This window comes from Pseudomonas sp. Sample_23 (genome assembly GCF_004307595.1).
Taxonomy (GTDB): Bacteria; Pseudomonadota; Gammaproteobacteria; order Pseudomonadales; family Pseudomonadaceae; genus Aquipseudomonas; species Aquipseudomonas atacamensis.
This window is the reverse complement of sequence record NZ_RCNX01000063.1, coordinates 55375-81213: the sequence shown is the minus strand read 5'-3', so window position 1 is coordinate 81213 and position 25839 is coordinate 55375. Positions and strand designations below refer to the sequence as shown.

Sequence of the window (25839 nt, the reverse complement as noted above, 5' to 3'; positions counted from 1 at the left end):
GCGCTGTAACCGGCGGCCTCGACGACAAATCCGGCCAGCCCATTGCTCAGCGCCGCGCCCAGACCAAACGCTGTGGTCAGCGCGCCGAGGCTGACATTGAAATGCCCGGAGCCGAGGGTCAGATCCTTGACCATCACCGGGAACAGCGCGCCGAACAGCCCAGCGCCGACGCCGTCGAGCAGCTGCACGGCGACCAGCCAGTACGGATCATCCGAGAAGGTGTAGAGCAAGCCACGCAGCGGCAGGATCAGAAAACCCGCCAGCAATAACGGTTTGCGTCCCCAGACATCGGCTTTCGCACCGGCCAGCAGCGCCATCGGCACCATCACCAGTTGGGCTGCGACGATGCACGCCGACGTCAGCGGCGTGGCCATGTGCAAGTTGGCTTGGGCGAGTTTCTGGCTCACCAGCGGTAGCATCGCCGCGTTGGCCAAGTGAAACAGCGCGCAGCACAGGGCAAACATCAGCAACGGGCGATTGCTCAGCAGTACCTTGAATCCGGACGGCTGATGGCTTTGATCGCCAGGCTGCAAACCGCGCGCGACATCGTGATCTATCGCTTCTGCCGAAACGAACAGCACGGCAATCACACTGGCCAGCGCCATGACCGCCATCAGATAAAACACCGCCACCGGACCGAACAGATACGCAAACAAACCGGCCAACAACGCCGCGCACGCGTTGCCGGCATGGTTGAACGTCTCGTTGCGACCTGTACGCCGGGTGAATGCTCGCGGGCCGGTGATGCCCAGGGTGATCGCGGAAATGGCCGGGGCAAAAATAGATGCTGCCGCCGCGCTCAAGGCTTGGGTCAACGCCACCAGACTGAATGACGAAATGAACGGCAGGAGCAGACAACTCACCGTCACCAACAGCGCGGCGAAGATGACCAGCGCCCGTTTCGCCCGGCTGCTGTCAACCAGCGCACCAGCGGGCGTCTGCGTGATCAGTGCGGCGATACCGGCAATGGTCATGACCACGCCGATGCTGGCCGGGTCCCAGTGGTGCACGGCGAGCAAGTAGATGGCGAGGTACGGCCCGAGGCCGTCGCGGACATCGGCGAGAAAGAAATTCAGACTGTCCAGCGAGCGGTTGTTGCGGCGATCGAGATGGCTGATCACGGGGGGCAGTCTCTTGAAAGTGAGGTCTGCGTAAATGTATCAACCTCGGCAAACCTAATGACCGAAGCGGCGGGCGATTAGTTGCAGAACGGCGGAGCAGTTGCTGCTCCGCAGGTATTCAAGCGTCAGGCGTTTGCAGTATCTCGATCCACAATGCGCCTTTGCCGGATGCCGCTTCACCGACACGCTTCAGCGCGCCATCCTTGCTCACCGCGTACGTACCGACCTTGGCGCTTTTCTCGCCCGTCACCAGCAGCCAGCGGCCATCGGGGGAGAAGGCGATATTTCGCGGTTGCTGTTCTTGCACCGGGTAGTTGTCGAGAAACGTCAGTCCTCCCGTTGCCGGATCCACGGCAAATGCCGAAACGCTGCTGCTGGTGCGCTCACTCATCAGCAGCAGTTTTCCATCCGGCGACATGCGCAGGTCGGCAGCCCAGATGCGTCGGGTCGGATCGTCTTTCAAGTCGTTGTTGCGCGCATCCCGCACTTCGCCGTGGGCCAGTTTCAATCGCTCGGGAATGCCATTGGCTTCAGCGATTCGGGTCAACGCGCCGCTGGCCTCGTCGATCGAAAACGCCGTCACGGTGCCGCTCATTTCACCGACGACGTAAAGGAATTTGCCGTTGGGCGAGAACGCCAGGTGCCGAGGCCCGGTTTTCTCCGGAACACTGACCGAGCCGCTGCCGATCGGGCTAAGCTCGCCAGTCTTGGCGTCCAGGCGATATTGCAGCACCTGGTCGGTGCCCAAGTTGCCGGCGTAGGCAAAGCGATTGCTCGGCTCGGTGCGAATCGAATGCGCGTGCAGGCCGGTCGGGTAGCGCAGGATGTTGGCGGAAGGCTGATGATCCTCGCCGATCTTTTGAACGCTGAGTGCATCGGCGCCGTAGGACGCGGCGAGCAGGTAGCGACCTTTTCGATCGGTCGACAGGTAGGCCATGCTCTCTGCCAGGGGCGCTTGGGTAAACTTTGTCAGATGACCGCTTTTGGAGTCGATCCGATAGCCCAGAACCTGGAAAGGCTTGACCCGCAACGCTGCAAACAGCACTTTGCCGTCCGGGGTGAGCGCCATCGGATTGACTTGGTCGCCGGCCTGGATCTGCTCAACGAGGGTCAGTGCGCCGTTGTTCTGATCAAGGCGATATTGCGAGATCAGACCGTCGCCGGGGCTTGAGATGTAAGCGTAGGTAGCGGCGTTGGCCGTCACGCTCAACGTGGAGGCGAGCGCAGCGATCAAGAGGGTTCTTTTCATCATTCCCAGCCTTATTGTTGTTGTGATCAGTCATCCTATGAGTGATTGGCTGGGCCATCAATGGCTATTTCGTGGGCCTGTAACGTCGCTACGCTTATTTGACGTGCTTGTTCTAGATGATTTTGATCAGCGGAAATGACCGGAGAGGGTGGTCGTGATTGAGGTTTGACACATTTCTACATACTCTCCCGTTAGCGTTGTTGTACGACATCCTACCTAATGTGCGCAGTGCAACAACTCTCACAAAAACAATAACGGAGATACCCCCTATGACGAGCATGGCTCCACTCGATCATCAGGCCGCCGCAAAACCGCAAAACCTGTTCCTGCGTACGCTGAAACTGCTCGGCCCCGGCATTATTGCCGTGCTGTCGTGGCTCGGTGCGGGCGATCTCATCACGTCTTCAGTGGCCGGTGCGAACTACGGCTACGCGATGATGTGGGTGCTGGCGGTCTCGCTGTTGCTTAGATACCTGATCGTCAACATCATTGCCCGGTTCCAGCTGTGCAATAACCAAGGCATGACCATTCTGCAGGGCTACGCCCAGCTCAACCCGGTGTTTGCCTGGTTCATGCTGGTTTATGCCCTGTTGATGGGGCACTTGATGAACGCCTACATGATCAAGGGGGCAGGGGAGTCGCTGGCGATGCTGTTCAAGATCGATCAGCCATTGCTGTGCTCGGTGGCGGTGGTGCTGGCGGTGTGGATGCTGGTCGGGCGCAACATCTACACGATGATCGAAGGCGTGATGAAGCTGCTGCTGGCGATCATGACCCTGGCGTTCATCGCCTTGGCGGTGATGTCCGGTCCGGATGTCAGCGGCATCATCAAAGGCACCATCGGCTTCAGCATTCCGCCGGACGAAGGCGTGCATGGCGCGTTGCTGGTGGCGGTCTCGGTGATCGGCGCGGTCGCCGGCTCGATCGCCAACTTCGTGCACCCGTATGTCATGCGCCAGAAAGGCTGGACCGGGCCGCAGCACAAGCGCATTCAGCGTAACGATCTGCTGTTTGCGGTGTTCGTCGGGATCATCATCAACCTGGCGATCTGGATCGTCGGCGCGGAAATCCTGCGGCCCAACGGTATCGAGGTGAAAACCTTGGGCGATCTGGGCAAGGCGCTGGAAATCTTCTTCGGCCCGATCGGCTGGTACGTGTTCTTCATCGGTGTGTTCGCAACGCTGTTCGCCAGTATTTCAGGCAAGACCACAGCGTTTCCGATGCTGATCACCGATGCCTTCCAGCATGTTCGTCCTGAGCGTCGCGAGAAGTACGGTAAAGAGTTCCATCACGACCCGATGCACAAGTGGTTCATGCTGTTCATTCTGGTCACGCCGCTGATCTGGTCGATGCCGGGCATGCCGGATTTCGTCACCCTGACCATTGGTGTCAGCGCATTGAACATCATTGGTTTGCCGGTGATTTCCCTGGGCTTGCTGATCATGTCCAACCAGAAATCGCTGCTGGACAAGCAGTACCGCAACAACCTGTTTGAAAACATCGCGCTGATGTTTGCTACAGGTCTGGCGCTATGGGTAGCGTTCCAGTTGGGCGTTGATCTGTTTACTTGACGGGAAGCAGTCGAGGGGGCACACGCCCCCTCGAATCGCCGCTTACAGCGGCACATCCATTTCGATCCGGCGCCAAGCCGCTTCGGAAAAGCTGTACACCGAAAACGCGATCAGCCCTAACGCCATCAGCATCAACAGCACGCCGCCTGCCGGCAGATTCTGCAAAGCATCCAGCGCTTCCTTCATGCCGGGTGGATTGGTTGCCTGGTAAACCGAGCCACTGACCGCCATCAACACTGCAATCTCGATAAACACCACGCCTCGGGCGATCAAGCCAAAGCGCGACACCGGGCGCACGTAACGCATCACTTCGTCATCCGCTTCGAAGTACTTCTCGAACGAGGCCTTCCAGCCTTTGATGATGTGGGCGATACCGACACCGAGCGGGATCAGCGCGATCAGGTAGATCAACAGGTTCGAATGCTCGAACGACAGCAGCTGCGCGAGCAGATCCTTGGTCTTGCCATCGCCGGAGCCGCCCGAACTCCTGAGACCACTCACCAACAGACCCAAGGCAAAGAAGGCCAGCGCCGCGTTGACCAGACCGCCGGCGAGCAAACCTGCGCGAATGACCAGGCCTTTGAACTCGCTGCCGTGGTGGTCGACATCGCGGATCGCTTGCAGCGCACGCCAGGCGGCGAAGGCCAGCAGGCCGGCGACCACAACACCGATCAGCACGTAGCCGAAGGGCTGGCTGAGCAATGCTTCGAGGCTCTTGTGGCTGTCTTTCGGTTTGGTGGAATCGTGCGCTGCCAACAGCGCGAAGATGCCGATGATCAGATACAGAACGCCGCGCGCGGCGTATCCGCCTCGGGCAAGCAGGACAAGTGTGTGTTGAGTGGACATGGGGTTTACTTCCAGGGAATCGATGTGAAGCAGACCCGTGGACGGAGCAGGGGTTCGATAAATGCGTCGCCGGTGGGCGACGCGCGCCTTATCAGCCTGCCATGCAGCGCTTGCCTCGCTTCGGCGTCATAACGGCGTGGTCAGCGAAAATGGAATGCGCAGCTCTTCGACCGGCCCTGAATCCCGGCCGCACATTTCGTCGTGCACGCATTGCTGCACCAGCACGCAGGGAAACGCCGGCACGGTTTGCAGCAAGTCGCGCAGGTGGCTGATCGAACGCAGGTGCATTGGTTTGGCCGCGTCATCGAGCAAGGTGAACTGGCCCTGATCTACGCGAATTCTCGCCAGATAAAAACCACCTTCGAGTGACAGCAGCTCCAGTTCGCGAACTTCACTGTTGGCCGCACGTTCGGTGAGGGTTTGCAGATTCATGCTTCACTCCTTGCCTACCAGGGCAGGCGTTCTCCATCGTAGGCGAAGAAATGGCCGCTATCGGCCGGCGTCAGCGTGTCAATCAGACTCAGTAATTGCGCAGCGGCAATGTCTGCCGGGCGGGCGCTCGAGGCTCCGCGAAAAGGTTGCGACAACGGCGAGACCACCGTGCCCGGGTGCAGACTGAGCAAGCGACTCTGCGGTCGCGTGCGCGAGAGTTCGATAGCGGCGGTCTTGATCAACATGTTCAGCGCAGCCTTGGAGGCGCGATAGGCGTACCAGCCACCCAGACGGTTGTCGCCGATGCTGCCGACTTTCGCCGACAGCATCGCCATCGCGCTTTGAGGCGCAAGCAATGGCAGAAAGTCGCGCAGCAGCAATGCCGGCCCCAGCGTGTTGACCTGGAACACGGCCTGCAGCGACTCGGCGTCGATCGCGCTGTAGCTTTTTTCCGGCTTGATCCGGTCACGATGGAGGAGGCCGGCCGCGTGAATGATCAGGTGATAGGGCGCTTCGCCTGCCAGTTCGGCGGCGGCGCTGGCGATCGTTTCGGGCTGCTCGAGGTCGAGCTTCGGCACAGTTTTGCGTCCCAGCGCACGGACGCTGGCGCAGCGTGGATCCTGGTTCAAATGTTGGCAGAACGCCGTGCCGAGGGCGCCACTGGCACCGATCACCAAGGCGCGATAACCGTCGCCGAACGAGGCGAGGGTCAACCCGCTGCTCATGGGTTCGCTCCAGCGTTCTGGCGCCGGAAGAACACCGTCACCTGACCGACTTCGAAACCCCACTTGGACATACGGGTGCGGTTGATCAACGTGTCTTCGTCGACCAGGTACATCCAGTCGTCCATGCTCATCTCGTAGGTCGAATCATCAACTGGCAGGTTCAGGCGATAACGCCAGTGGAAGGTGTTGCCTGCGATCTGGCCCTGAGCAACTCCGACCACATCATGCGCGCGACCGCTCCACTGACCATTGCCCCCGGGAGTGAGGGTCCAGACTCGGCGTTCACGGGTGCCGTCGCTGTAACGGAAGCGCTCGTCGAGGATCAGGTTTTCACCTTCACGACGGCTGGCGATATCGACCTCGAAACGCTTGACCACTTCGCCGTTGCGTTTCTGAAACATCCCCCAGGCTTTGACGGGCTGGCTGAAGAACTGCTCCAGACTCAATGCCGGTTGCTGATCCGCATAACGAGCAACATCGACACTGCCGCAGCTTGCAATGCTGAGCGCCAGTCCTAACAGCAGCAGAAATCGGGTCATCTTCCTACTCCTTGTGCTTGTACAGTTAACAGGCTGTGTATAGGACTAGCGCCGGCCGATGAGCTGGAGAAATTCCTGCCGCGTCGTCGAGCTGTCGCGAAAGGCACCGAGCATGACCGAGGAGGTCATGATCGAATTCTGCTTCTCGACACCGCGCATCATCATGCACATGTGCCTGGCTTCAATAACCACCGCGACACCGGCAGCATCGGTGATCTGCTGGATCGCCTGAGCAATCTGCCGAGTAAGGTTTTCCTGGATCTGCAGGCGCCGCGCGAACATGTCGACCACCCGCGCCACCTTCGACAGCCCCAACACCCGGCCAGTGGGGATATACGCCACATGCGCCTTGCCGATAAACGGCAGCATATGGTGCTCACACAGCGAATAGAGCTCGATGTCGCTGACGATCACCATCTCATCGCTCTGCGACTCGAACAGCGCACCGTTGGTGACGTCTTCCAGGCTCATCGCATATCCGTTGCACAGGTATTGCATCGCCTTGGCGGCGCGCTGGGGCGTGTCCAGCAAACCCTCGCGTTCCGGGTTTTCACCGACGCCAACGAGGATTTCACGGTAATGGCTGGCTAGTAGTGGGCTCATTCGGGTTACTCGTGGCGGTGCGGGTTAGGGACACTGTCGGGCGAAAAGGTTGTACGCATACAGGTTGGCTGTATAGGTTTTATTGAAGATAGGCTGAAAAGGATCAACTGACAACGCATCGGTGGTTTTTTTGTGCGGGTTTGGGATTGCAGGCAGGAAAAAGCTGGGGCCAGGTTTGGTGAGTGGTTTGCTTGGGCCAGATGTATGAGCGTCTCAGCTGATAGCTGCCAGTGGCGAATGGCAGCTATCGACCAAAAGCGGACGCCCAACGCACTTTTTTCAACCCAAAGCGGTCATCATCATGTTCAAGTATTATTGTGCCGATGCTCGGACTGTTCAGAGGTAGGTTGATGCATGGCCAGAAGCGTTAGGCTTCAACAGAAACTTCATTCAAAGTATCTCGTTGAGGTAGCAGGAGAGGTGGTGCTTGATGACTGCCTTGTTGAAAAGCTATGGGCGCTCAACAGAGGTGACAGGTTTGAGTTGAATTCACACTCCTTCGGTTTTGGACCTGTTCAAAAATACCGCTTGGAATACGTGATAACGAGAGGCCCCATTCCTGGGCATTGGCTCTACAAAGAATTTGACCCAAAGGAACTGACATTATTTTTTACGGCAAAAGACTTTGCCGGCATTTGCCATGGCTGGACCCTGTTTGACGAGTGACCATTCACGGTTCGCTGCCTGGGAGGCAGCTTCCGGCCAATAGCCGTGATTAAGCAACCAGCGTAATCTTTCGGCCTTCTCGCACAATTGAGGCAAGCAACAGATGACGGAACATCGCTTGTGCGACGGCCCGGCAAGGCTGTTCAACGACTCGTACCTGGAGGTAATGTCGATGTTCATGGTCTGCGCGCCCCCTCGTCAAATCTCTTTCAAATAATGGGTGTTCATCGACTGAATCGTGCAGTTGATGACAGAGGGGCACCGACGATGCCCCCCGATCCGCGCTACGCTTTCGGCTGGCAGATGTAGTTGCCGCTTCGCAAGAAGGTTTCATGCTTGTTCGGCGAGTAGACGCTCAAGGTGCCCTGCTCGTTGGCCGCGAAGTGCTTCCAATTGCCTTCTTCGAGTACCAGTTCCGCAAAGTTTTCTCCTGTCTGGCTCACGTAGAGCGCCTCTCGCCCCCAGCGTGTCGTAAACAGACTGACATCTCGCAGATGGGCGCTGGCATTGATGCAAATGTCTTTGGATTGAAGCTTCCACTCATAGCCTTTATCGGACGTCATGACACGATCCGAGTAGAAGCACATCACAGTCTGTCCCATACGCGTGATGAGCGGTGCATCGTAGCTGTCGTCTTCGCTCGCCCAAGTGCAGGTTCGCCAGCCTTTACCGGCAACGTAATAGCTGACGAACGAGGCCACGTTGTTCTTCTTCTTCAGTGACTTGAATACCCAGTTGTACTTGCAGAATGCAAGTAAGCTGCTTCCATCGGGCAGCGGCTGCATGCTTTCTACTTCGATTCCCTCCGAGAAGTTCGGTGCGTCTTCCCAGCGCAGCCATGGGCCGTCGAGGTCGGCGGTGCAGAAGATGGCGACCTCGTCGTAGCTGCCGGTCTTTGTAGAGTCGAAAATCAGCCCTTTTTCGACGTAGGAGTACTCCTTGCGCTCCTTGAATCTCCATAGCCACAGGCCGTTGAACCGGATGACCTCTTCAGTTCGGGTGAACCCCCAGCCCTGCGCATCCGGGAAACGGGTCTGTTTCCAGTTCTGCGCATCGCGGGAGTAATAGAACCCGTCGTTGTAACCCGCTATGGCAATCCATATTCCACCCACGAAATACAGCTGGGAGATGGCGGGTGCGTTGTCGGTGGCGCTGAGACGCACGTTCTGCCAGTGCTCTCGATCCAGGCTGCGATACACCCGGTTGTCGTGGTCGACGATCAACCACGTGATGCCATCGGTCTTGATGTACTGGATTTTCTCGGGGTCGCAGGGAGGGTGCTGTACCTGACCCCACTCGATGCTAAATAAATGTTCCCGGCCATCTTTTTCGATGACGACCGACTGTTTGGCCAGCTTTTCCTGCTGTTCCTGATGAAGTCGCTCGGTACGCTGCTTCGCTTTGCGCTCAACCACGGACTCGTCGAATCGACCTTCCATGAATTGCGCGAGCTGTTCGGCCACGTCCGCACAGGCATTTGAAAAGGCACTGAGTGTGTCGTCGAGCTGGCGTTCGAAGTGATGGAACTGGTCGTACCAGTCTCCGTTAGCTGCGGAGTTGTCCAGCTCGAAATCGGCATAGCCGGATTCGTCCTTGAAAGAGATCGTGGGCAGGCCCCAGCGCGCCAGCATGCGATTACCCTGATTCAACGTGCTGGAATGTCCGGAGATGAACTCGCTGATTTTTTTGCGCATCTCGTTCAGCGAGGACAGGCAGGAACCACGGCCAAGAGTGTAAGCCGTTTCCTCCACTTTGCTGCTGACCTTGCTCAGGAACGAGTCGTCCCATGCTTCCATGAAGAACGAATAATCAGAGGCTTTCAGGGTCGCTTTCGTCAGATCGAACGAAAGACTGCTGGCCTCATGACCGACCGTGCGCAGTCTGGCGCGAGCCTCGGTGAAGGTCTGCTCAAAACGCAGCTCGCGGTAACGAACGATGTTTTTCCAGCCGTTGGTCTGCTGCTGCAACTTCTCGGCAGCCGCAAGCACTTGCTCTTCATCCTGTTCGGTACTGATCACTAGCCCACGGGCGAAGTTTTCCTTGAACTGTGCGGGCTTGAGCGCGTTCAGGATACGCAGCACGTGAGGACCTTCGATCTGTTTCTGGCACAGCGTCAGCAGGTAGAACGCATCGAGCAGCCAAGTGTAGGTCTTGTCGTCGCCTTTGAGCAGATCCTGCAGGATCGGCAAGTAGTCCTGAACCTTGCGGGGGTTGTCCGCCAGTACTGCGATTTCAATTGGCGCCCGCGGGCACCCGGCCTTGTGCGCCAGCAACTCGAGAAACTCCCGGCCCTGTCTGTTCAATGACGCCGAGCTCTCGATGCACAGAGCGAACAGCAACAGGTAGTTGTGTCGGGCGTCAAGATCGTCAGTGGTGTCGAAGAAGGTGTGGGAGTGGATGTCCGGCAACGACGACACCAGTGCAACCGGCTCGGCATGGGCATCTTCGGCGGGTTCGTCGGGCAAGGCCTTAAGACCGTGCTGATCCTTGTAAATCTCCAGAGTCAGGAGGCTGCCGCCGATAATTTCCTCTATCAGGTCGCGCATCCGGTACTGGGTATAAAGGCCGGAAAACGCTTTGCCAAAGAATCTGGAAATGATTCGCTCGCGCTTCTCGGAGCTGTCACAGACCTCGCCGTCCGAGACCATGTCGATGATGCGGTCGTACTCGTCGGAGAGGTAATACAGCGAGTTGAACGCCAAACCCGAGATGTTTTTCTGAACGAAGTAAGAATCGGCGACATGCTCTTCGAACGATAGCTCGATGACCGAGCGGTAGCGTTCGATGCTGGTGGTTTCGATCTGATCGATCAGGTCGATGATGAAACTCAACAGTTGGACTTCTTCGTCACAGTCCACGTCCAGCTTTTCCAGCGTGACGATCAGGTAGTTGATGTCTTGCGTGGTCAGCATGACGCCGGGGTGGCTGCGCATGAAGTCATACGCCAGGTTGAGCACCAGCAGCCCCTTGGGCATCGATTTGTAGCGACGTTTGTTCGCTTCGATGTTTAGCGACCATTGGTGAAAATTGGTGTTGTTCTCAACCCGGAGCAGGCGGCGATTGATCTTGTCGACCGCCACCAAGACGAAATTACGGGTTTCGATGATGTATTCGTTCATCGTGCCCAGGTTGTTGCGGATCACCGCAATACTCTGGGCGTTGATCAGGTTCTGCTGCTGCAGTTGCTTGAGGTAGTGCCATGCGAATTTCTGCATGTGCAGCGCGTCGACCTGGTTCTGCAACTGGTTCTGGCGATTCTTGCCGCTGAATGCACGGGCGAACCGCTTGAAGAATCCGCTCTCGGCTTGTTGTTTCAGGCGTTCTTCGCTGCACGTGACCAGCCGTGAAGCATCCACTGCCAGTTGCTGGGTCAGCGCTGCGTTGTTCTGGTGCTGGGCAACGAGTGCCTCAACCGCTTCCCGCTCCGAGGCGTTCAGCGGTTGATTGAAAATTTCTTGGGGTGCTGCTTCGACCGTTTCGCTCATTGAAAATATGCCTTAAAGATTATCGATCAGGTTCTTCAGCTGTGTGCTTTGGGCTGCCATTGTCTTGACTTGGCCAGCAAACTGGCGCTCGGACAAGTACAGGCCCTTGTGAAATTCGGCATAGAACGACTGCGACATCTGCAGGTATTCCAGCGAGTCATGCATGATCATTGCGCTACCCACCACGTGTTCGGTGGCGGTCAGCGTCAACCGGAAACTTTTCTCGATGTGGTTGTCGATAGCGATGCTCATGGCCATCGTGGTGATCAGGCCGCCGATAATGCCGCCCACCAACGCACCGATCGGTCCACCGAGAGCGCCCACTGCAGCGCCCACCGAGCTGCCGACGACAGCTGCACCAGTCTGCAATAAGTTTTGGCCCGTTCGGGTTTCCAACTCTTCGCTTGTGATCTTGCCCGCGGCAAACAGCACCACGTTCTGCACCACATCCACGGCACATACCGCAGCAGCCGCCACACCATTATTGGCGAAGGTGCGCTTGAACGCCGAGCCCGCGAACAGTGCAGGCAAATTGCGTGCTGTGATGCTGACCGTCGCAGTCGCGATGCCTGCCTTCAGCGCGCTGTCACCGGCGGCGATTGCGGTGTTTTGGAGAATCTGGAAAGTCGCTTGCTCCACCGTGATTTCGCCGTCGCGGACTTGTTTGATCGACTGGAAAGTATTGATACTGCCCGCGATCACCGTAGTGATGACAGCTGCCGAACCTGCCGCGTAAAGGCTTTGTTGAACGGTGGCCTTGTTCAGGTAACCGTTTTGCATCTTTTCATGCAATTGCTTGCCTGCCTCGGTGCCGCTGCCCAGATGCTCGGCGTCCCGTTTGCCCAGAGGCGTTGACTGAACGCCCTCGACATCGAGGTTGCCCGTCGTCTTCTCGCGAACCTTTTCGGCGGCATTGGCCACTTCCGGCCGCGTTTGCTGGTTTCTCTGCATGTCTCGTTTGGCCGCTTCCTTGATCTGTTCGATCTGATCTGCAGGCCCGATGAATGCATCACTGTCCTGATACTGATGAATGCCGTCTTTGGTGGATCTGAATGCCTTCTGCGTGGCATCGCCATTCTTGAAATACTTCAATTGCGCTCCGAGCAGTTGCTCGTCGCCCTTCATGACCACGATATCGTGGATGGTGTGATTCTTCGCTAACGGGGTGTTGGTGAAGTTGTCAGTGAAGGCGCGGACTTCCTTATCCTTGAGAATCGCGTCCAGGTTGAATGATTCGGCGTGCCATGTCTCTGCGGCGAACCCACCTTTGATCGCTCTGTTTTGCGCGGTTCCGGCAATCTTGTCGATGATGGCGTTCGCGTGGTTGATTTCGCTCAGCATGTGGCCAATCTTTTCCGACGCTTGGGTGGGCCAGATCGGGCAGAGGCTGACTGAGCTGTTCAATGCCTTTTTACGTTGGTTGTCCATGGAGCTTCCTTGGCATCATCTAGATACAGAGGGTTGATCGGCGCGCTGTCGGGCATCAGGTGCTTGTTGAGACGGCGTCGGAATAGAGGGTTCGCAAGTTGTTCAGCTTCTGGCGGATCTCATCGACCCAGACCTGTGGCGCATGGACCCGAATGTTGTCGTTGAGCCCAAAAATCCACCAAAGCGTGTCCCGGTCTAGCGACACTTGAGCTTGCAAGCGTTTCCAGCTGTGGTCAGGTAGGTCGCTGAGGCTCTGCATGCTGCTCAGCGGTGTCTCACTGAGCAGGGCGGCGATCTGCGGGTGAACGTCGGCGACCAGTTCGACCTGCGCATCTGCTTGTCGATGGTTGAAAATCCCTGTGTCGATGTAGTCGTCGACGTCGAACGTGGCGTGCAGCTCCGCCACTTCATCCAGAACCCTGACCTCGCGAATGCGATGCAGGGCGAACTGGCGAAGATCGTCGTAGCCGTCAACCGATGCCACCAAATAGCTGATCGCGTGTCGCGAAACCAGTCCGGCGGGGTGCAGACGGAACTGCTTGAGTTCGCTTTTGCTGCGGCTCTGATACATCACTTCCAGTTTACGGCGCTCCAGCAAGCCGGTCGAAACTTCACTCCAGACCTGGGGTGCAATGCTGGCAGGCAGCAAGGTTTTGCCGTTGGGAACCGTTCGGACCCGCTTTGCCCAATCTGCCAGGCCGTTGTTACCCAGATCGCCCAGAAAGTTTCGGGCGCGCCTGAATTGGGGGCCGAGTTGGTCCAGCACCGCTTGCGGGAGCAGGGTGGTCAGATGTCGTTCGGAGAGGTAGAGCGCCAGCGCTGTCGGGGTGTCCATATCTTCCAGTTTCAGCGGCGCGTCGCGAGTGAAACTCCAGCGAAAGGGAGTTTCACTGTCGTTGCACTGAAGTGAAAAGGGAATGGACAACCGGCTAAGATCGCGCTGAACGGAGCGCAGCGTTACGGAAAAACCCTTGTCCCGGAGCTTTTCCAGCAGTGTCGATGTAGCAATGCGCTGCGGCTCCGTTGGTATCAGACGCAGCAATGCGAACAGCCGCAGCAGCGTATCCTTCGCTTGAGACATGGTAACTACCTTGTAAGCCTATTCAATGGATGGTCGCCAATTTTGGCGCCAACTCAGCATCGATGCTACGAGATTGGATGGCTTAGTGCCATCTCTGTATTCATAAAACTAAAGTCTCGACATGTGCAATTGTTGCGCCTGCTCAATCGGGGGCACCCCGGTTCTGGGCATCGCGTTTGAGATCGCTGTATTCGCGATAGAACGCGTAGCCTTTCTGCAAAACGACAAATAATCCGATCACTGCAAGCAGGTTTTTCATAAGTGGCTCCTTGATTTGCAGACATTGTCTTGAGTGGGGCGACAAGATATGTCGCGCTCTATCTTGTTCAGGACTAGAAATTCTTCCAAACGCGCCTTGAGAACTTCTTTGCGGGTCGCCTCCCGATATCCGAGCGGCAAGTGATGGCAAGCCGGGCAGCGTGTGGGAGGCGGCAGAACACTCGGTCTTGAATCACAACAAGGCAAGACGGTCGTTTTCCAGAGGCATTCGGGACAGACAAAGGTGAGGGGGAGTGACATGAGCATGGCGACCACGTGCGATCTTCGGTGCTTCAAGATTGCTTTGCGGGAGCGACAGCACATGTCGCTCATCCGCAGGTGCTGAGTAGGAAAGGAGACGGAACGGACGATCTATATGGGGTCAACTTCCGTCCACCCCAACAGGCAAAAAAACGGCCAGAAGCAGCCGTTCACGTCATTGAGCCGAAAAGCGGGTATGACGCCGGCTTGCGCTATTAAGAGAGCCTGGCAAAGGACATGATCGCCGTGCCCATCAGCCGCGCCGCCAGCGGTTCGTTGCGGCCGCCGCCCCGGGCTATCTGGCTGAACGCGGTACGCCCACGTAGCCTGAAGAACTGTCGGGCCAGGACTTGCTTGGCCATCGGTTCGAGAGTTGCGAAGTCGGCGTATTCGAGTGTCATCGAGACGGCCGTATCGTGCGTATCCCGCCTGAGGGGCGACTGCTGACGTCGTCGCACGATTTGAAAATTCGCTCGCCCATCAACGGGCTGGGCATCGGTTATACCTTCGAGGATTTTCTACACGAGCCGCTCTCCGATGGTCGACTGGTGCCGATTCTAGAGGACTGGTGGCAGGCGTGTGACGATCCGTTTCTTTACTCCCACGGCCTCCGTCACAAGCCTTCGCCGCTCAGGGCATTTGTGGGTTTTTTGCGGGCCGAACGGCAGCCGGCAAAGAACCTCAGGTGTCGTCAGCGCCGTTTCGTCAGGCCTGCATCAAACTAAGGCTGTACCCTGAAGTGTTCCATGGACGTCCAGAATCGATGCGGCCAAAGGTTTTGTTGCTTGGAGCAAGGCTAAGGGAAGAAGGCGTCAGGCAAGGTCGATTCAGTAATAACGAGCTTGCAAGAGCGAGCCAACCAGCGAGCCTTTGACCTATCGAGTACTCGACACGCTAGCTTGTCTGGACGGGTTTTAAGGTTGTCAGAGTTCTTGGATTGCCATAATCGGATGCACGAGAATCGGCCACGCGAGTGATGAGCTCACGTACCCATTTGAAGCCGGCGTGCCCATCCGACCGCTCATGCCAGAACAAGCCAATCGCAAAACCTTCCACCGGCAATGGAGGGGCTACGCACAGCAGTTGCTCGCTGCGACCTTCTACAAGACGACTTGGAACCAGGGCCACACAATCCGACTGCGCGACCAACTCCGGTACTGGAAGGAATGACGACGCTGAATGAACGACGTTACGCCGCAGCCCGCGCGCTACCAAGGCGTGATCCACCGAGGTAGAGAAGCCTCCGCCGCGCAGTGACACCACGACATGTTCCAGCTGCGCGAACTCATCCACGGTCAGGTCCGCGCGCAGGCTTGGATGCCCACGACGCCCGATCAGCACGTAACTCTCATCATAGAGGTGTTGCGAGTGCAGTGCGGGCGGAACCCCGTTCATGTTTATCACGGCCAGATCCACCTCGCCGCGGGTCATCTGCAGCTCCAGCTGTGGTACGTCCAGGATGCGCAGTGCGATGCGGACACCCGGCGCTTCGCGTCGCATGGCGACAACGAGATGTTTGATCAAAACCGCCTGCACGTAATCCGTGCAGGCGATTGATACCGTCAGGCTCGCCGTCGCGGGCTCGAAATTCAGATGAGTAGTGACGGTCGCCCTTACCTGGTCAAGTGCCTGGCGAAGCGGCACGAGCAGCTCCAAGGCTTTGACGGTGGGCGTCATTCCACGCTGCGCGGGGATCAGAAGAGGGTCGTTGAAGACGTCGCGCAGACGGCTCAACTGAGCGCTGACTGCTGGCTGGCTCAAATGCAGACGGGCGGCAGCCCGGGTCACGTTCTGCTCAATGAGAAGGGCCTCCAACGTCACAAGCAGATTTAGATCAAGGCGTCTGGTATCCATCGATCTTATGTTAGCAGCAAAATTTCGCGATTTCACAGATGGCCCGAGCCCCGCGACACTCCTTCGAAATCACAGCGGAGCCGTCCTTCATGTCGAAAAAAGTACTGATCATCTATGCCCATCCCGAGCCTTCGTCGCTAACGCGGCAACTGGTGGATGTGTCTGTTGAATGCTTGACTGCGCAAGGACACGATGTCCTGCAATCCGATCTATACGCCATGGGCTGGAAAGCGATATTTGACGAGCACGACTTTCCTCAGCGGGCCAACCCTCAGCGGCTGTCGTTCGGAGCAGAGTCCGCCCACGCCTATCGTCATCGCCGCCAAAGTCCTGACGTGGCGGCGGAACAAGACAAGGTTCTAGCGGCAGACGTTGTCATCTTCCAGTTTCCGCTTTGGTGGTACGGCATGCCGGCCATCATGAAGGGGTGGATAGATCGCGTCTGGGCAGCCGGACTCGCCCACGGCTACAAGGACGCTGGCAACGCCTACCGCTATGGTGACGGCGCCTTCAAGGGCAAGCGGGCCATGTTGTCAGTCGCTGTCGGCGGCCCCGCAGAAGACTACTCGCCGCGCGGCATCAACGGACCACTCGAGCAATTGCTGTTTCCGATCACGCACGGCTCGCTCTACTTTCCTGGGTTCGATGTGCTGCCGACGTTCGCCATATACGGCACTGGCAACTTGACCGCCGCAGATGCCGTCGCAGCCAAAGAGGCTTGGCGCACCCGACTCGAGGATTTGTTCACAGATGCGCCAATACCCTTCCGGCCCCAAAACGGTGGGGACTACACTCCCCGCAATGAGCTTAAACCGAATGTGGCCGTGGGCCAGAGCGGCATAATGGCGCACGTTGCTTATGGTGAAACAATCCAGCGCAAGCAGCTGAAAACGGAGGAGGTGACATGAAAACCTTCGTGATTCTGACTCGCCGTGCTGATGGAGCGGCAGAAGACTTCAAGCGGCTGGCGAAACCGGAGGTAGTGCACGTTTGGCAAGGCTTCGCTGGCGGTATCGTGCGCGCAGTTCATGGGCTGGCCGATGGTCCCGGTGCCGCGTTTGAACTGGAGTCCGTCACCTTCGAAGAGGCGCGTGATTACATCGAGGCGCTGCCTTACGTCAAAGGGAATCTGCTACACGTGCAGTACTGCGCGCTCAAGCCCTTCTCTGATTACGAGAAACTCGTTTCCTCCTGATGAGCGATCAGCGCAGATCAACTCCCGTTTGCACGGCGCTGCATGCTGCAGCCAGATTTTACGCGCAACATGCAGCGTCAGGCCGGGACTCGTTTGATGCGAAGAGGGCTGGCACTGGCGGCTTCTGCCGTTTCCGGCCTGTTGCGAAGGCCTGTAATTGACTCATAGCCACGCTTTGACTCCCGCAGCCTGACTGATTGCAGGTCAAAATTTTACGGAGAATTTACGCAGTCTTTATTGAGGGCATCCGATACTGCGCGGCGCTAATTTGGAACGGTATCGTGATGTCCCTCGCAGCAATTCGGCTTATCGGCTTCATTTTGGGTATTTTTTTGATCACCCTGGCGGTAAGCATGGCTATACCCATGATGACGCTGGTGATCTATGAGCATAGCGACGAACTGTCGGCCTTTCTCTGGTCGAGTCTGATTACCTTCATCTGTGGTCTGCTGTTGATCATGCGAGGGCGTCCGGAGACTGGCAATCTTCGGCCCAGGGACATGTACCTGCTGACTACCGCTAGCTGGGTTGTTGTGTGCGCCTTCGCAGCGTTACCCATGGTTTTCATCAGCGATATCAGCTACACCGATGCGTTCTTTGAAACGATGTCGGGCATCACAACCACTGGCTCGACGGTACTCACCGGTCTGGATAGCGCCTCTCCCGGCTTGTTGATCTGGCGTTCCATGCTGCACTGGCTAGGCGGCATCGGTTTTATCGGCATGGCTGTCGCGATTCTTCCGCTCTTGCGAGTCGGCGGCATGCGTCTTTTCCAGACAGAGTCCTCGGACTGGTCGGAGAAAGTGACACCACGTTCTCATGTTGCAGCCAAGTACATCCTTTTGCTCTATCTGGGCCTGACGGGTGTCGGCACTTTGGCGCTCTGGCTCGCAGGAATGACCCCATTCGAAGCGATCAACCACGCAATGTCGTTGATCTCCACCGGCGGGTTCTCGACGTCGGACTCCTCCCTCGGGCACTGGGAGCAGCCAGCAATTCACTGGGTGGCGGTAGTCATCATGATCCTGGGCAGCCTGCCATTCACCTTGTACGTCGCAACCTGTCGGGGCAATCGGCGTGCGCTGATCAGGGACCACCAGGTACGCGGGTTTATTGGATTCCTGCTCGTCACATCGTTGGCAGTAGGTACCTGGCTGTATTTTCACAGCGACTACGGATGGTGGGACGCGTTTCGTATCGTGGCGGTCAATGTGACCTCGGTCGTCACGACCACCGGAATTGCGGTTGGCGACTACACCTTGTGGGGCAGCTTCGCTGTGTTGCTGTTTTTCTATCTGACCTTCGTCGGTGGCTGCTCCGGCTCAACGGCAGGCGGGCTGAAAATCTTCCGTTTTCAGGTGGCTGCCGCGCTTCTGGTCAGCAGCTTGAAGCAGTTGATTCACCCTCGGGCCGTGATTCAGAAAAAATACAACGGCCATCCCATCGACGAGGAAATCGTCCGCTCGCTGCTGACCTTCTCGTTTTTTTTCACCATCACGATTGCCGCCATTGCTTTGGGCCTGGCGCTGATCGGGCTTGATTGGATTACCGCCCTGAGCGGTGCCGCTACGGCGGTGTGTAACGTCGGCCCCGGCCTGGGCACAATCATCGGGCCGGCAGGTAATTTCTCGTCACTGCCAGATGCGGCCAAATGGCTACTCACCGTTGGCATGCTGCTAGGCCGGTTGGAAATCCTGACGGTGTTGGTGCTCGTGACCCCGGTTTTCTGGAGATATTGAGCCAGTCAATCGCTGGCAGAGACGCCGATCATTGCCTGTTTCGGCGAATAGCACAGCAGTCATGGTTTTACCGCGTGATGATCGTCAGTACGGGGAGCGTCCATCGGTTTCTTCTCCGGTACTGTAAAACTCACTGTCGTACTGGTGATGATCTGGTGCGTCGGGTCGGCCACTTCCAAGAGAACCTTGTGAGGACCGGGCGTTAGCCCGACCAGGATAATCGGGTCTTCACTGGTGTGCGCCCACGTACCTTTCCAGTCATCGACGGTCACGTGAAGGTGACCTAAGCGTGGTGATACCTGCGCAGCCACCTTGCCAAAAACCGGCATGATCCTGGCGTGCTCTGTTCGAAACTGGATGATGACCACTCCACGGGCGAGCGGCTCGGCAAGCGGCGGGTAGGCAATGAGTCTCGGCGCACTCTCGGATGCCAAGGGCAGTATCGCCGGTGGAGAATCGCTGTCTGCTGCCCCTTGTCCAAGTACGGATGTGCAAAAGCAGACACCCAAAGCCAGGGCCAATAGACTTCCGGGAGCGAGGGACATGATCTGTTTCTCCGCGTGATTTCATTCAAGCGTAGATCAAGCTGGGTATTGCCCGTAGTTAACGGTGCTCGCGGTAACGCGGGCACCGTTTTCTTTATGGGGAAAAATGCTTACCCGTCTGCTTACCAGTTGTAGCTCAGCTTGGCGGTAATCTCGCGGCCCGGGTTGTAGAAGTTCGCGGTGCCGGAGCCGACCACGTGCTGCTCGTCCAGCAGGTTGCTGACGTTCACCGCCAGGTCGGTGCCCTTGGCAATTTTGTAGTTGAAGGCAGCGTCGAACAGCGTGGTGCCATCGCTTTTGCCGGAGTTGGCTGCATCGAAGTAATAAGCGCCGACGTAGCGGGCACCCAGGCCCACGCTGACATCAGTGGCGGGTACGTCGTAGTAACTCCACAGCGAAGCTGAATGTTTGGGTGCCGTGGCGAACTCGTTACCCTTCAGCGAGCTGCCGTCGTACAACGAACCGCGCAATACTTCGGACTCCATGTAGGAATAGCCACCGATCAGGCTGAGGTTCTGCGTCACCTGCGCTTTGGCCTCCAGGTCGAGGCCACGCGCGCGCGATTCGCCTACCGTCTGCTGCTCGATGATGCCGCTCGGCAGCACCACGGCGATGGTGACGTTTTCCTGGGTCAGGTCATACACGGCGGCGGAGAACAGTGCATCCATTCCCATCGGCGCATACTTCACGCCCACTTCGTACTGCCTGCCTGTCTGCGGTGTCACGCCAACCTGCGGCGGCGAGACGGATTCGACCATGCTCACGTAGGTGGACACCTCATCGTTGACGATATAGGTCAACGCACCTCGGTAGGAGGTTTCGGAGAAGGTGTCTTTCTCAGTGGATTGCAAGCCTTTGCTGGTCAGGTCCATCGAGTCGTTGCGCACGCCCCCGGTGACGATGAAACGCTCGTAGAACGACAGGTTCTGCTGAAGGAAGACGGCCTTGGTGGTCGCGTCTCGCTTGTTGACGGCATACGGCCCGATTGAGCGTGGAACGCCAGTAAACACCGGGTTGGCAATGTCGATCGGGGTCGTCAGGGCGTAGACCGAGCTTTCCTTGGTGGTCGAATCGAGGTACTCCACGCCCACCAGGCTGCTGCTGTCGATGTTCTCGAAGCGGGCATCGTATTGCAGCATCAGATTGCCGTTGAACTGATCGGCTTCAGTGTCCGTGCCAAACAGGTATCGATCGACGGTGGTACCGACACGTGCGGCGCTGTCGCTGAGGTACACGTAGCCGAAATCATCGGTCAACTTGCTGTAACGCAGATTGCTGCGCAGCACAAAACCGTTGTCGAAATCATGGGTGACGTTACCGCTGAGGCTGGTGCGCTCGACATCGTGGAAGTTGTAGCTGGGCTCGCCATAAAACTTGCTGCGGTCGTATTCCCGATCCAGTGGATAGCCGCCGCTGTTGGGCGAACTCTCGGTTTTCAGGTAGTCCAGAATCATCGTGGCCGACGTGTAATCCGTCGGTGCCCAGGTGAGGCCACCCATAAACAACTGGTTGTCGTCCTGCGAATGATCGTACTCGCGATCGCTGTTCTGGCCTTTGGCAGTAAAGCGGCCGGCCAGGGTTTTTTCGTCGTTCAGCGCATCGCCGACATCGATGCCTGTCTCGACATGGTCAAACGAACCGTAGGTCACATAGCCTTGGCCAAACTTCTCGAAGCGCGGCTGTTTGGTCACGAAATTTACCGAACCGCCCGGGTCCGCAGGGCCAAACAGGGTGGAGTTGGCGCCACGCAGAATCTCGATGCGCTCATAGGCGAACGGGTCTTCGCGTACGCCGCGCATCGAGCTGAGGGTCAAGCCGTCACGGTAGGTGGTGGCCTGGAAGCCGCGGATCTGGAAATAGTCGTTGCGATCATCCGTACCATAAAAGTCACTGACCACGCCCGGCGTGTATTGCAGCGCTTCTTCCGTGGTGCTGACGCTGCGTTGCTGCATTTCCTTGTTGGTCACCACCGACACCGATGCCGGTGTATTGAGAATGCTGGTGGCCACCTTGCCGCCCACCCAGAGCTCCTTGGCAACCACCGAGTTGGCGTCGTCGTCGGCACTGACCCGAACCTTGGCATTGATGATGAGCGGGGCGAGGCGGTAGTCCTCGACGGCCGTTGCGTCGAGTTCCAGCGGGCCGGCGGTTTTTGCTTGAGGGGTCAGCAGGTAAGCATTTGGGCCTTGCTGTTCGATCTGCAATTCGCTGCCCTGGAGCAGGGATGACAGCGCTGCCGACGTTTCGAGCGAGCCATTCACGCCAGCCGTGGTGCGGTTCGCCACACTCGAGGCGTCGAAGGAAAGACTGATGCCAGCCTCGCGCGCAAAGCGGTCAAGCGCCGGCGCCAGTGGCCCGGGGGCGATATTCCACTGTTTGACTTGAGTGCTGTGATCAGCGCCCGAGGTTTGCGCCAGCGATGGCAATGCGTAGCTGCTCACGATCAAACCCAAAATCGCACCGTGCATGGCACGACTTAATGGATGGCGCTGTGAAACCGGGGACGAACTCATTTTCTCGCTCCAAGAAAGGACATCGGCAGACTGGCCTGTATTCCGGCCTTCCTTACAGGTCGAACGAGAATGAGAAACCACCTCATTATTTTTCAGGTAGCGAAAAAATATTCGGGTGGAGTCAGGTGGCAGCGGTTACGGTGACCCAGTAACGGGTTCGGTAATCAATGTGCAGGCGCAGTGACTGCGCGATCAATGCCAGGACCCGATCGTTGTCGGCGAGCTGGAAGGTGCCGGAAACGCGTCGATCAGCGACCTCTTCGGCGCAGCGCAGGACTCCTGGGCGATAACGCGACAACTCTGCGATGAAGTCACCAAGGCGCATATGGTTCGCACTGATCACACCGTCACCCCAACCCCATAGATCAAGGCCGATGTCCCTGAACGTTCGGGTGTCGCTTGAGGTGAACAGCAGTTGATTTCCTGCCACGACGTTGCGGCTCGCAGACGCTTGACCGGAACCGGGGAAAACCGTGACTGATCCTTCCTGAGCTGCGACCAGAGTGCCGTCGTCACGCTCGCGGACCAGAAAGCGCGAGCTATGGGCTCGCATGATCCCGTCGCGTGATTGCACCCACAACGGTCGCGCTTGCGGCGAGTATTGATCCGCACCGACATTCACGATGATTTCACCACGGCGCAGGATGATCAGGCGCCGCTGGGCGTCGAAATCGCTGTCGACGGCGCTATCGCTATTGAGCTGGATAAGGCTGCCATCATCGAGTTCGAAACGTCGTTGCTCGCCGGTGCTGCTGCGCTGCTGTGCAAGCATGGAGGGCAGGGGGGTGTAGTCGCGGCCGAGCCAGGCTGCCGTGCCAACGGTCGCCAATATGCCCAGTAGCTTCAGGCTCTCCCGCCGGCGCATTCCATGTTGGGCGCCCTTAAGGGTTTGTCGAGCCAGCTGAGCTGGCACGCCTTCGAATTCATCGCCAAGCGTTTCCACACGCTGCCACGCCAATCCATGCTCCGGGCGCTGCTGCAGCCAGTGCTCGAACGTGCGCTGTGTCTGTTCATCGGCTTGATTGAAGCGAAGGCGCACCAGCCATTGGATTGCCTGCTCGACAATGGCCGGATCCAGCGCCTCGGGCTCAGGCCTCGACATAACGCAAGCGATAGCAGTGTTGCAGGGCCGTGGCCAGGTCGCGCTCCACCGTCGCGCGGGAAACACCGAGCTTTTCGGCGATTTGTGCGCAGGTCAGACCGTCGAGTCGGGCAAATAAAAACGCCTGGCGAACTCTTGGTTTAAGCGAGTCGAGCAGACGGTCTATGCGCTCGAGGGCATCAAGAATCATCAACCGGCTTTCTTCCGAGGGAACCTCGTGTTGAGGCAGCAAGGTGATGCTTTCCAGGTAGGAACGTTCGAGTTCGCGACGACGATACTGATCAATCATCAACCCGCGGGCGATGCTGCTCAAATAGGCGCGTGGCTCGCGCAGAGCGCCGGACTGATGACGGTGTTTGAGTACGCGGACGAAAGTGTCCTGCGCCAGATCTGCGGCGTTGTCGCGACAGCCGATGCGCCGAATCAGCCAGCCCTGTAACCACGAGAAGTGGGTGCGATAGAGCAGCCCTGGATCTGCAGTACCTAGTGTTTCGTCGCTACGCATCGGCATCCCGGGACATACATGATTGATAATGAATCGCATTCTACTCAGGCGATTGATCTTAGGCAAACATGCGCAGCTCAGCGCCTGCATGCAGGCGAATGGCATGGTTGTGCAGGAACTACGAGTGGAAGATGCGTCCGGCAATTGGATAGATTGAACGCTCGCCGTCCCGAGTGGCTTGCCTTCTAAAGGGAGAGGACGTTGCCCGGGCTCACATCTGCGAACCAATCGACCAGCATGTCCGTCAGCACCCGTATCTTTCGCGCAGGGTGCTGGCTTTGGGGGCGAACAATGTAAATACCCGCCGGAACAGGGGGATATCTGTGCATGACGGACACCAATGCGCCAGATTTGATGTGCTCGTCGATGACGCTGTCAGAAAGGTACCCTAGACCCAGACCTGCAACGGCTGCCGCGGCGAGCGCGACAGGATTGTCAGCCTTGAAGCGCCCTTGGGGATTAACCATGATGGACTTTTGGCCATCCATAAACCGCCAGGTTTCCGCACCTTGCATAAGAGATTCATGCGCAAGAATCTCGTGGGGAGCCTCTGGCGCTCCATGTGTACTCACATAGCCTGGGCTTGCCACGAGTTTGCCGTGAATGCTGCCCACACGCTTTGCGATGAAATTGGAGCTCTGTAAATGGCCGACCCGAATAGCACAATCGAAGCCCTCGCCAATCAGATCGACGATACGATCGCTGTAACTTGCATGAATGTGCAGGAGAGGGTGGCGTCGCCCCATTTCAGCAAGCACGGGGGCAATATGTGTCGGGCCGTACGAGATCGGTGCTGCGATCCGGAAGCGACCTCGAAGGTCTCCATCTGGAACAATGGCGTCCCTGGCCGCGTCAAACTCAGCGACGATCCGCGCCGCATACTCTCGCAAGGCGGCTCCCGCTTCGGTGACAGCAGCACCACGGGTTGTCCTGGCCAATAGCTGCACACCCAGTTGGGTTTCCAGCTTCAGAAGCCTGCGGCTTATTATCGATTTCGCAACACCCAGTCGCCGGGCCGCCGACGAAACACCGCCCGCGTCGGCTACCTCGACGAAGGTTCGAAGATCATCAATATCCAATGCTTCCTGCCTCTGCAAATGGCCATTAGTGCGTTTCAACCCCTGACCAACAGTCCATGGCTGCCGTCCACTGCGGACAGCTGCCTGAGCGTTAGTCAAGCGATCGCACCGCCGTCCACGGTCAGGATGGCGCCAGTGATCAGGCTCGCGGCAGGACTGGCCAGATAGACCACCGCACTCGCAACCTCGCGAGGCTCGCCAAAACGTCCCAAGGACGACAGGCTCCGCTGAAAGTCGCCGGCGGGGCCGTCGGCTGGATTTGCGTCGGTGTCGACCGATCCCGGCTGAACAAGATTAACGGTTATGCCGGTGGGGCCGAGTTCACGCGACAAACCCCGGGTGAATGCGAGCAACGCCGACTTGGACATTGCATAGGCTGTTACACCCGCAAAGGGCACCCGCTCTGCCAGTCCCGAGCCAATTGTGATGATTCTTCCGCCAGCGGGCAGATGCGGGATGACCGCCTTTGCGAACAGGACGGGGCCTCGCACGTTGATATCCATCAGTGCTTGATAGTCGTCTACATCAATGTCGGCGATCATTCCGTTCAAGCCGATAGCCGCGCTATTGACGAGAATATCGAGGCCGCCCAGCGTCGAGATGGCCTGCGCGACTGCGCATTCAATGGCTTGCGGGTTGGCACTGTCGGCTTGAATCGCGATAGCACGACGCCCTTTATCAGCGATGAATTTGGCCACTGCCTCAGCTTTTTCCGTCGACTGCTGGTAGGTGAACGCAACATCGGCGCCATTCTCTGCCAGTGCCACTGCGATAGCGGCGCCGATCCCGCGAGCTCCTCCCGTCACCAACGCACGTTTTCCTTCCAAATCGATCATTACTCACCTGTCTGGCATGCAGTTATTTGGCCGCGCGCATTCACCAGGGATGGTGCAAGCGTGCCGATACGGGGGCGGATATTAGGGATCCAGTTCCTTGGTTTGTAGTCTCGTGGGTTGTATTACTGTGTCGCACAAATCGGAACATCCAACCGGGTGTTGGCGTTATTCGCGAGTGAGGAATGAAACTTTGGAGAAATATTCGG

At 57.8% G+C, this 25839-nt stretch carries 24 protein-coding genes; 6 read left to right on the top strand and 18 right to left on the bottom strand.

Annotated elements, in window-relative coordinates:
- Window positions 1-1121, bottom strand: a 1121-nt coding sequence (locus D8U82_RS16975; protein WP_130902585.1) for an MFS transporter, incomplete at its 3' end; no start/stop codon positions are given.
- Between the two features lie 118 nt (window positions 1122-1239).
- Entirely contained in the window at window positions 1240-2373 is a 1134-nt protein-coding gene (locus D8U82_RS16970) for a lactonase family protein (protein ID WP_130902584.1), read from the bottom strand.
- 266 nt (window positions 2374-2639) lie between these two features.
- Between D8U82_RS16970 and D8U82_RS16965 the strand changes: the two genes are divergently transcribed.
- Entirely contained in the window at window positions 2640-3941 is a 1302-nt protein-coding gene (locus D8U82_RS16965) for an Nramp family divalent metal transporter (RefSeq protein ID WP_024013001.1), read from the top strand.
- A gap of 42 nt (window positions 3942-3983) precedes the next feature.
- Here D8U82_RS16965 and D8U82_RS16960 read toward each other — a convergent pair whose 3' ends face one another.
- The 5 genes from D8U82_RS16960 to folE form a co-directional block, all read right to left on the bottom strand.
- Window positions 3984-4787, bottom strand: coding sequence for a DUF1206 domain-containing protein (locus D8U82_RS16960; RefSeq protein ID WP_056786090.1), 804 nt, complete (start codon window positions 4785-4787; stop codon window positions 3984-3986).
- A 126-nt stretch (window positions 4788-4913) separates the two neighbouring features.
- Window positions 4914-5219, bottom strand: a complete 306-nt coding sequence (locus tag D8U82_RS16955; RefSeq protein WP_130902583.1) for a DUF6482 family protein — start codon at window positions 5217-5219, stop codon at window positions 4914-4916.
- Between the two features lie 14 nt (window positions 5220-5233).
- A complete protein-coding gene (locus D8U82_RS16950) occupies window positions 5234-5944 on the bottom strand; it encodes an SDR family oxidoreductase (RefSeq protein WP_130887246.1) in 711 nt (236 codons plus the stop codon).
- Window positions 5941-6483: a DUF3833 domain-containing protein gene (locus D8U82_RS16945; protein WP_122746185.1), complete on the bottom strand. Its 543-nt coding sequence runs from the start codon at window positions 6481-6483 to the stop codon at window positions 5941-5943. Before D8U82_RS16945 ends, D8U82_RS16950 begins: the two co-directional genes overlap by 4 nt.
- Window positions 6484-6528: 45 nt before the next feature.
- Entirely contained in the window at window positions 6529-7086 is a 558-nt protein-coding gene (gene folE / locus D8U82_RS16940; protein ID WP_016774771.1) for a GTP cyclohydrolase I FolE, read from the bottom strand.
- A 354-nt stretch (window positions 7087-7440) separates the two neighbouring features.
- On the opposite strand from folE, the gene D8U82_RS16935 reads away from it, so the two are divergent.
- The gene (locus tag D8U82_RS16935) at window positions 7441-7752 is read left to right on the top strand and encodes a hypothetical protein (protein ID WP_024012997.1); all 312 of its coding nucleotides are present in this window, start codon (window positions 7441-7443) and stop codon (window positions 7750-7752) included.
- Between the two features lie 284 nt (window positions 7753-8036).
- Here D8U82_RS16935 and D8U82_RS16930 read toward each other — a convergent pair whose 3' ends face one another.
- The 4 genes from D8U82_RS16930 to D8U82_RS28505 all read right to left on the bottom strand — a co-directional run bounded on the left by D8U82_RS16930 (window position 8037) and on the right by D8U82_RS28505 (window position 14666).
- Window positions 8037-11237 (bottom strand): hypothetical protein, encoded by a 3201-nt coding sequence (locus D8U82_RS16930; protein ID WP_130902582.1) that lies wholly within the window; start codon window positions 11235-11237, stop codon window positions 8037-8039.
- Between the two features lie 12 nt (window positions 11238-11249).
- On the bottom strand, window positions 11250-12665 hold the full coding sequence (locus tag D8U82_RS16925; protein WP_130902581.1) for a hypothetical protein: 1416 nt from the start codon (window positions 12663-12665) through the stop codon (window positions 11250-11252).
- 55 nt (window positions 12666-12720) lie between these two features.
- The gene (locus D8U82_RS16920) at window positions 12721-13746 is read right to left on the bottom strand and encodes a WYL domain-containing protein (protein WP_130902580.1); all 1026 of its coding nucleotides are present in this window, start codon (window positions 13744-13746) and stop codon (window positions 12721-12723) included.
- A gap of 734 nt (window positions 13747-14480) precedes the next feature.
- Window positions 14481-14666: a hypothetical protein gene (locus D8U82_RS28505; RefSeq protein ID WP_241668067.1), complete on the bottom strand. Its 186-nt coding sequence runs from the start codon at window positions 14664-14666 to the stop codon at window positions 14481-14483.
- 15 nt (window positions 14667-14681) lie between these two features.
- Between D8U82_RS28505 and D8U82_RS28500 the strand changes: the two genes are divergently transcribed.
- On the top strand, window positions 14682-14990 hold the full coding sequence (locus D8U82_RS28500; RefSeq protein WP_241668066.1) for a hypothetical protein: 309 nt from the start codon (window positions 14682-14684) through the stop codon (window positions 14988-14990).
- Between the two features lie 169 nt (window positions 14991-15159).
- Here D8U82_RS28500 and D8U82_RS16910 read toward each other — a convergent pair whose 3' ends face one another.
- Window positions 15160-16119, bottom strand: a complete 960-nt coding sequence (locus tag D8U82_RS16910) for a LysR family transcriptional regulator (protein ID WP_130902579.1) — start codon at window positions 16117-16119, stop codon at window positions 15160-15162.
- A gap of 89 nt (window positions 16120-16208) precedes the next feature.
- Here D8U82_RS16910 and D8U82_RS16905 point away from each other — a divergent pair, with 89 nt between their 5' ends.
- The 3 genes from D8U82_RS16905 to D8U82_RS16895 all read left to right on the top strand — a co-directional run bounded on the left by D8U82_RS16905 (window position 16209) and on the right by D8U82_RS16895 (window position 19053).
- Window positions 16209-17027: an NAD(P)H-dependent oxidoreductase gene (locus D8U82_RS16905; protein ID WP_130902578.1), complete on the top strand. Its 819-nt coding sequence runs from the start codon at window positions 16209-16211 to the stop codon at window positions 17025-17027.
- Window positions 17024-17314, top strand: a complete 291-nt coding sequence (locus D8U82_RS16900; RefSeq protein ID WP_122706234.1) for a hypothetical protein — start codon at window positions 17024-17026, stop codon at window positions 17312-17314. The genes D8U82_RS16905 and D8U82_RS16900 overlap by 4 nt, the downstream gene beginning before the upstream one ends.
- Before the next feature lie 284 nt (window positions 17315-17598).
- Window positions 17599-19053 carry a TrkH family potassium uptake protein gene (locus D8U82_RS16895; RefSeq protein WP_130902577.1) on the top strand — a complete coding sequence of 485 codons (1455 nt, stop codon included), beginning with the start codon at window positions 17599-17601 and terminating at the stop codon, window positions 19051-19053.
- A gap of 59 nt (window positions 19054-19112) precedes the next feature.
- Here the strand turns inward: D8U82_RS16895 and D8U82_RS16890 are convergent, their stop codons facing one another.
- From D8U82_RS16890 to D8U82_RS16865, 6 genes are all read right to left on the bottom strand, one after another.
- The gene (locus D8U82_RS16890) at window positions 19113-19598 is read right to left on the bottom strand and encodes a DUF6130 family protein (protein WP_125927064.1); all 486 of its coding nucleotides are present in this window, start codon (window positions 19596-19598) and stop codon (window positions 19113-19115) included.
- Between the two features lie 122 nt (window positions 19599-19720).
- The gene (locus D8U82_RS16885; protein WP_130902576.1) at window positions 19721-22111 is read right to left on the bottom strand and encodes a TonB-dependent siderophore receptor; all 2391 of its coding nucleotides are present in this window, start codon (window positions 22109-22111) and stop codon (window positions 19721-19723) included.
- A 121-nt stretch (window positions 22112-22232) separates the two neighbouring features.
- Entirely contained in the window at window positions 22233-23213 is a 981-nt protein-coding gene (locus D8U82_RS16880) for a FecR domain-containing protein (protein ID WP_130902575.1), read from the bottom strand.
- The gene (locus tag D8U82_RS16875) at window positions 23200-23718 is read right to left on the bottom strand and encodes a sigma-70 family RNA polymerase sigma factor (protein WP_130902574.1); all 519 of its coding nucleotides are present in this window, start codon (window positions 23716-23718) and stop codon (window positions 23200-23202) included. Before D8U82_RS16875 ends, D8U82_RS16880 begins: the two co-directional genes overlap by 14 nt.
- A gap of 185 nt (window positions 23719-23903) precedes the next feature.
- On the bottom strand, window positions 23904-24797 hold the full coding sequence (locus D8U82_RS16870; protein WP_122706226.1) for a LysR family transcriptional regulator: 894 nt from the start codon (window positions 24795-24797) through the stop codon (window positions 23904-23906).
- Between the two features lie 95 nt (window positions 24798-24892).
- Entirely contained in the window at window positions 24893-25633 is a 741-nt protein-coding gene (locus tag D8U82_RS16865) for an SDR family oxidoreductase (RefSeq protein WP_125927060.1), read from the bottom strand.
- Window positions 25634-25839: the final 206 nt, after the last annotated feature.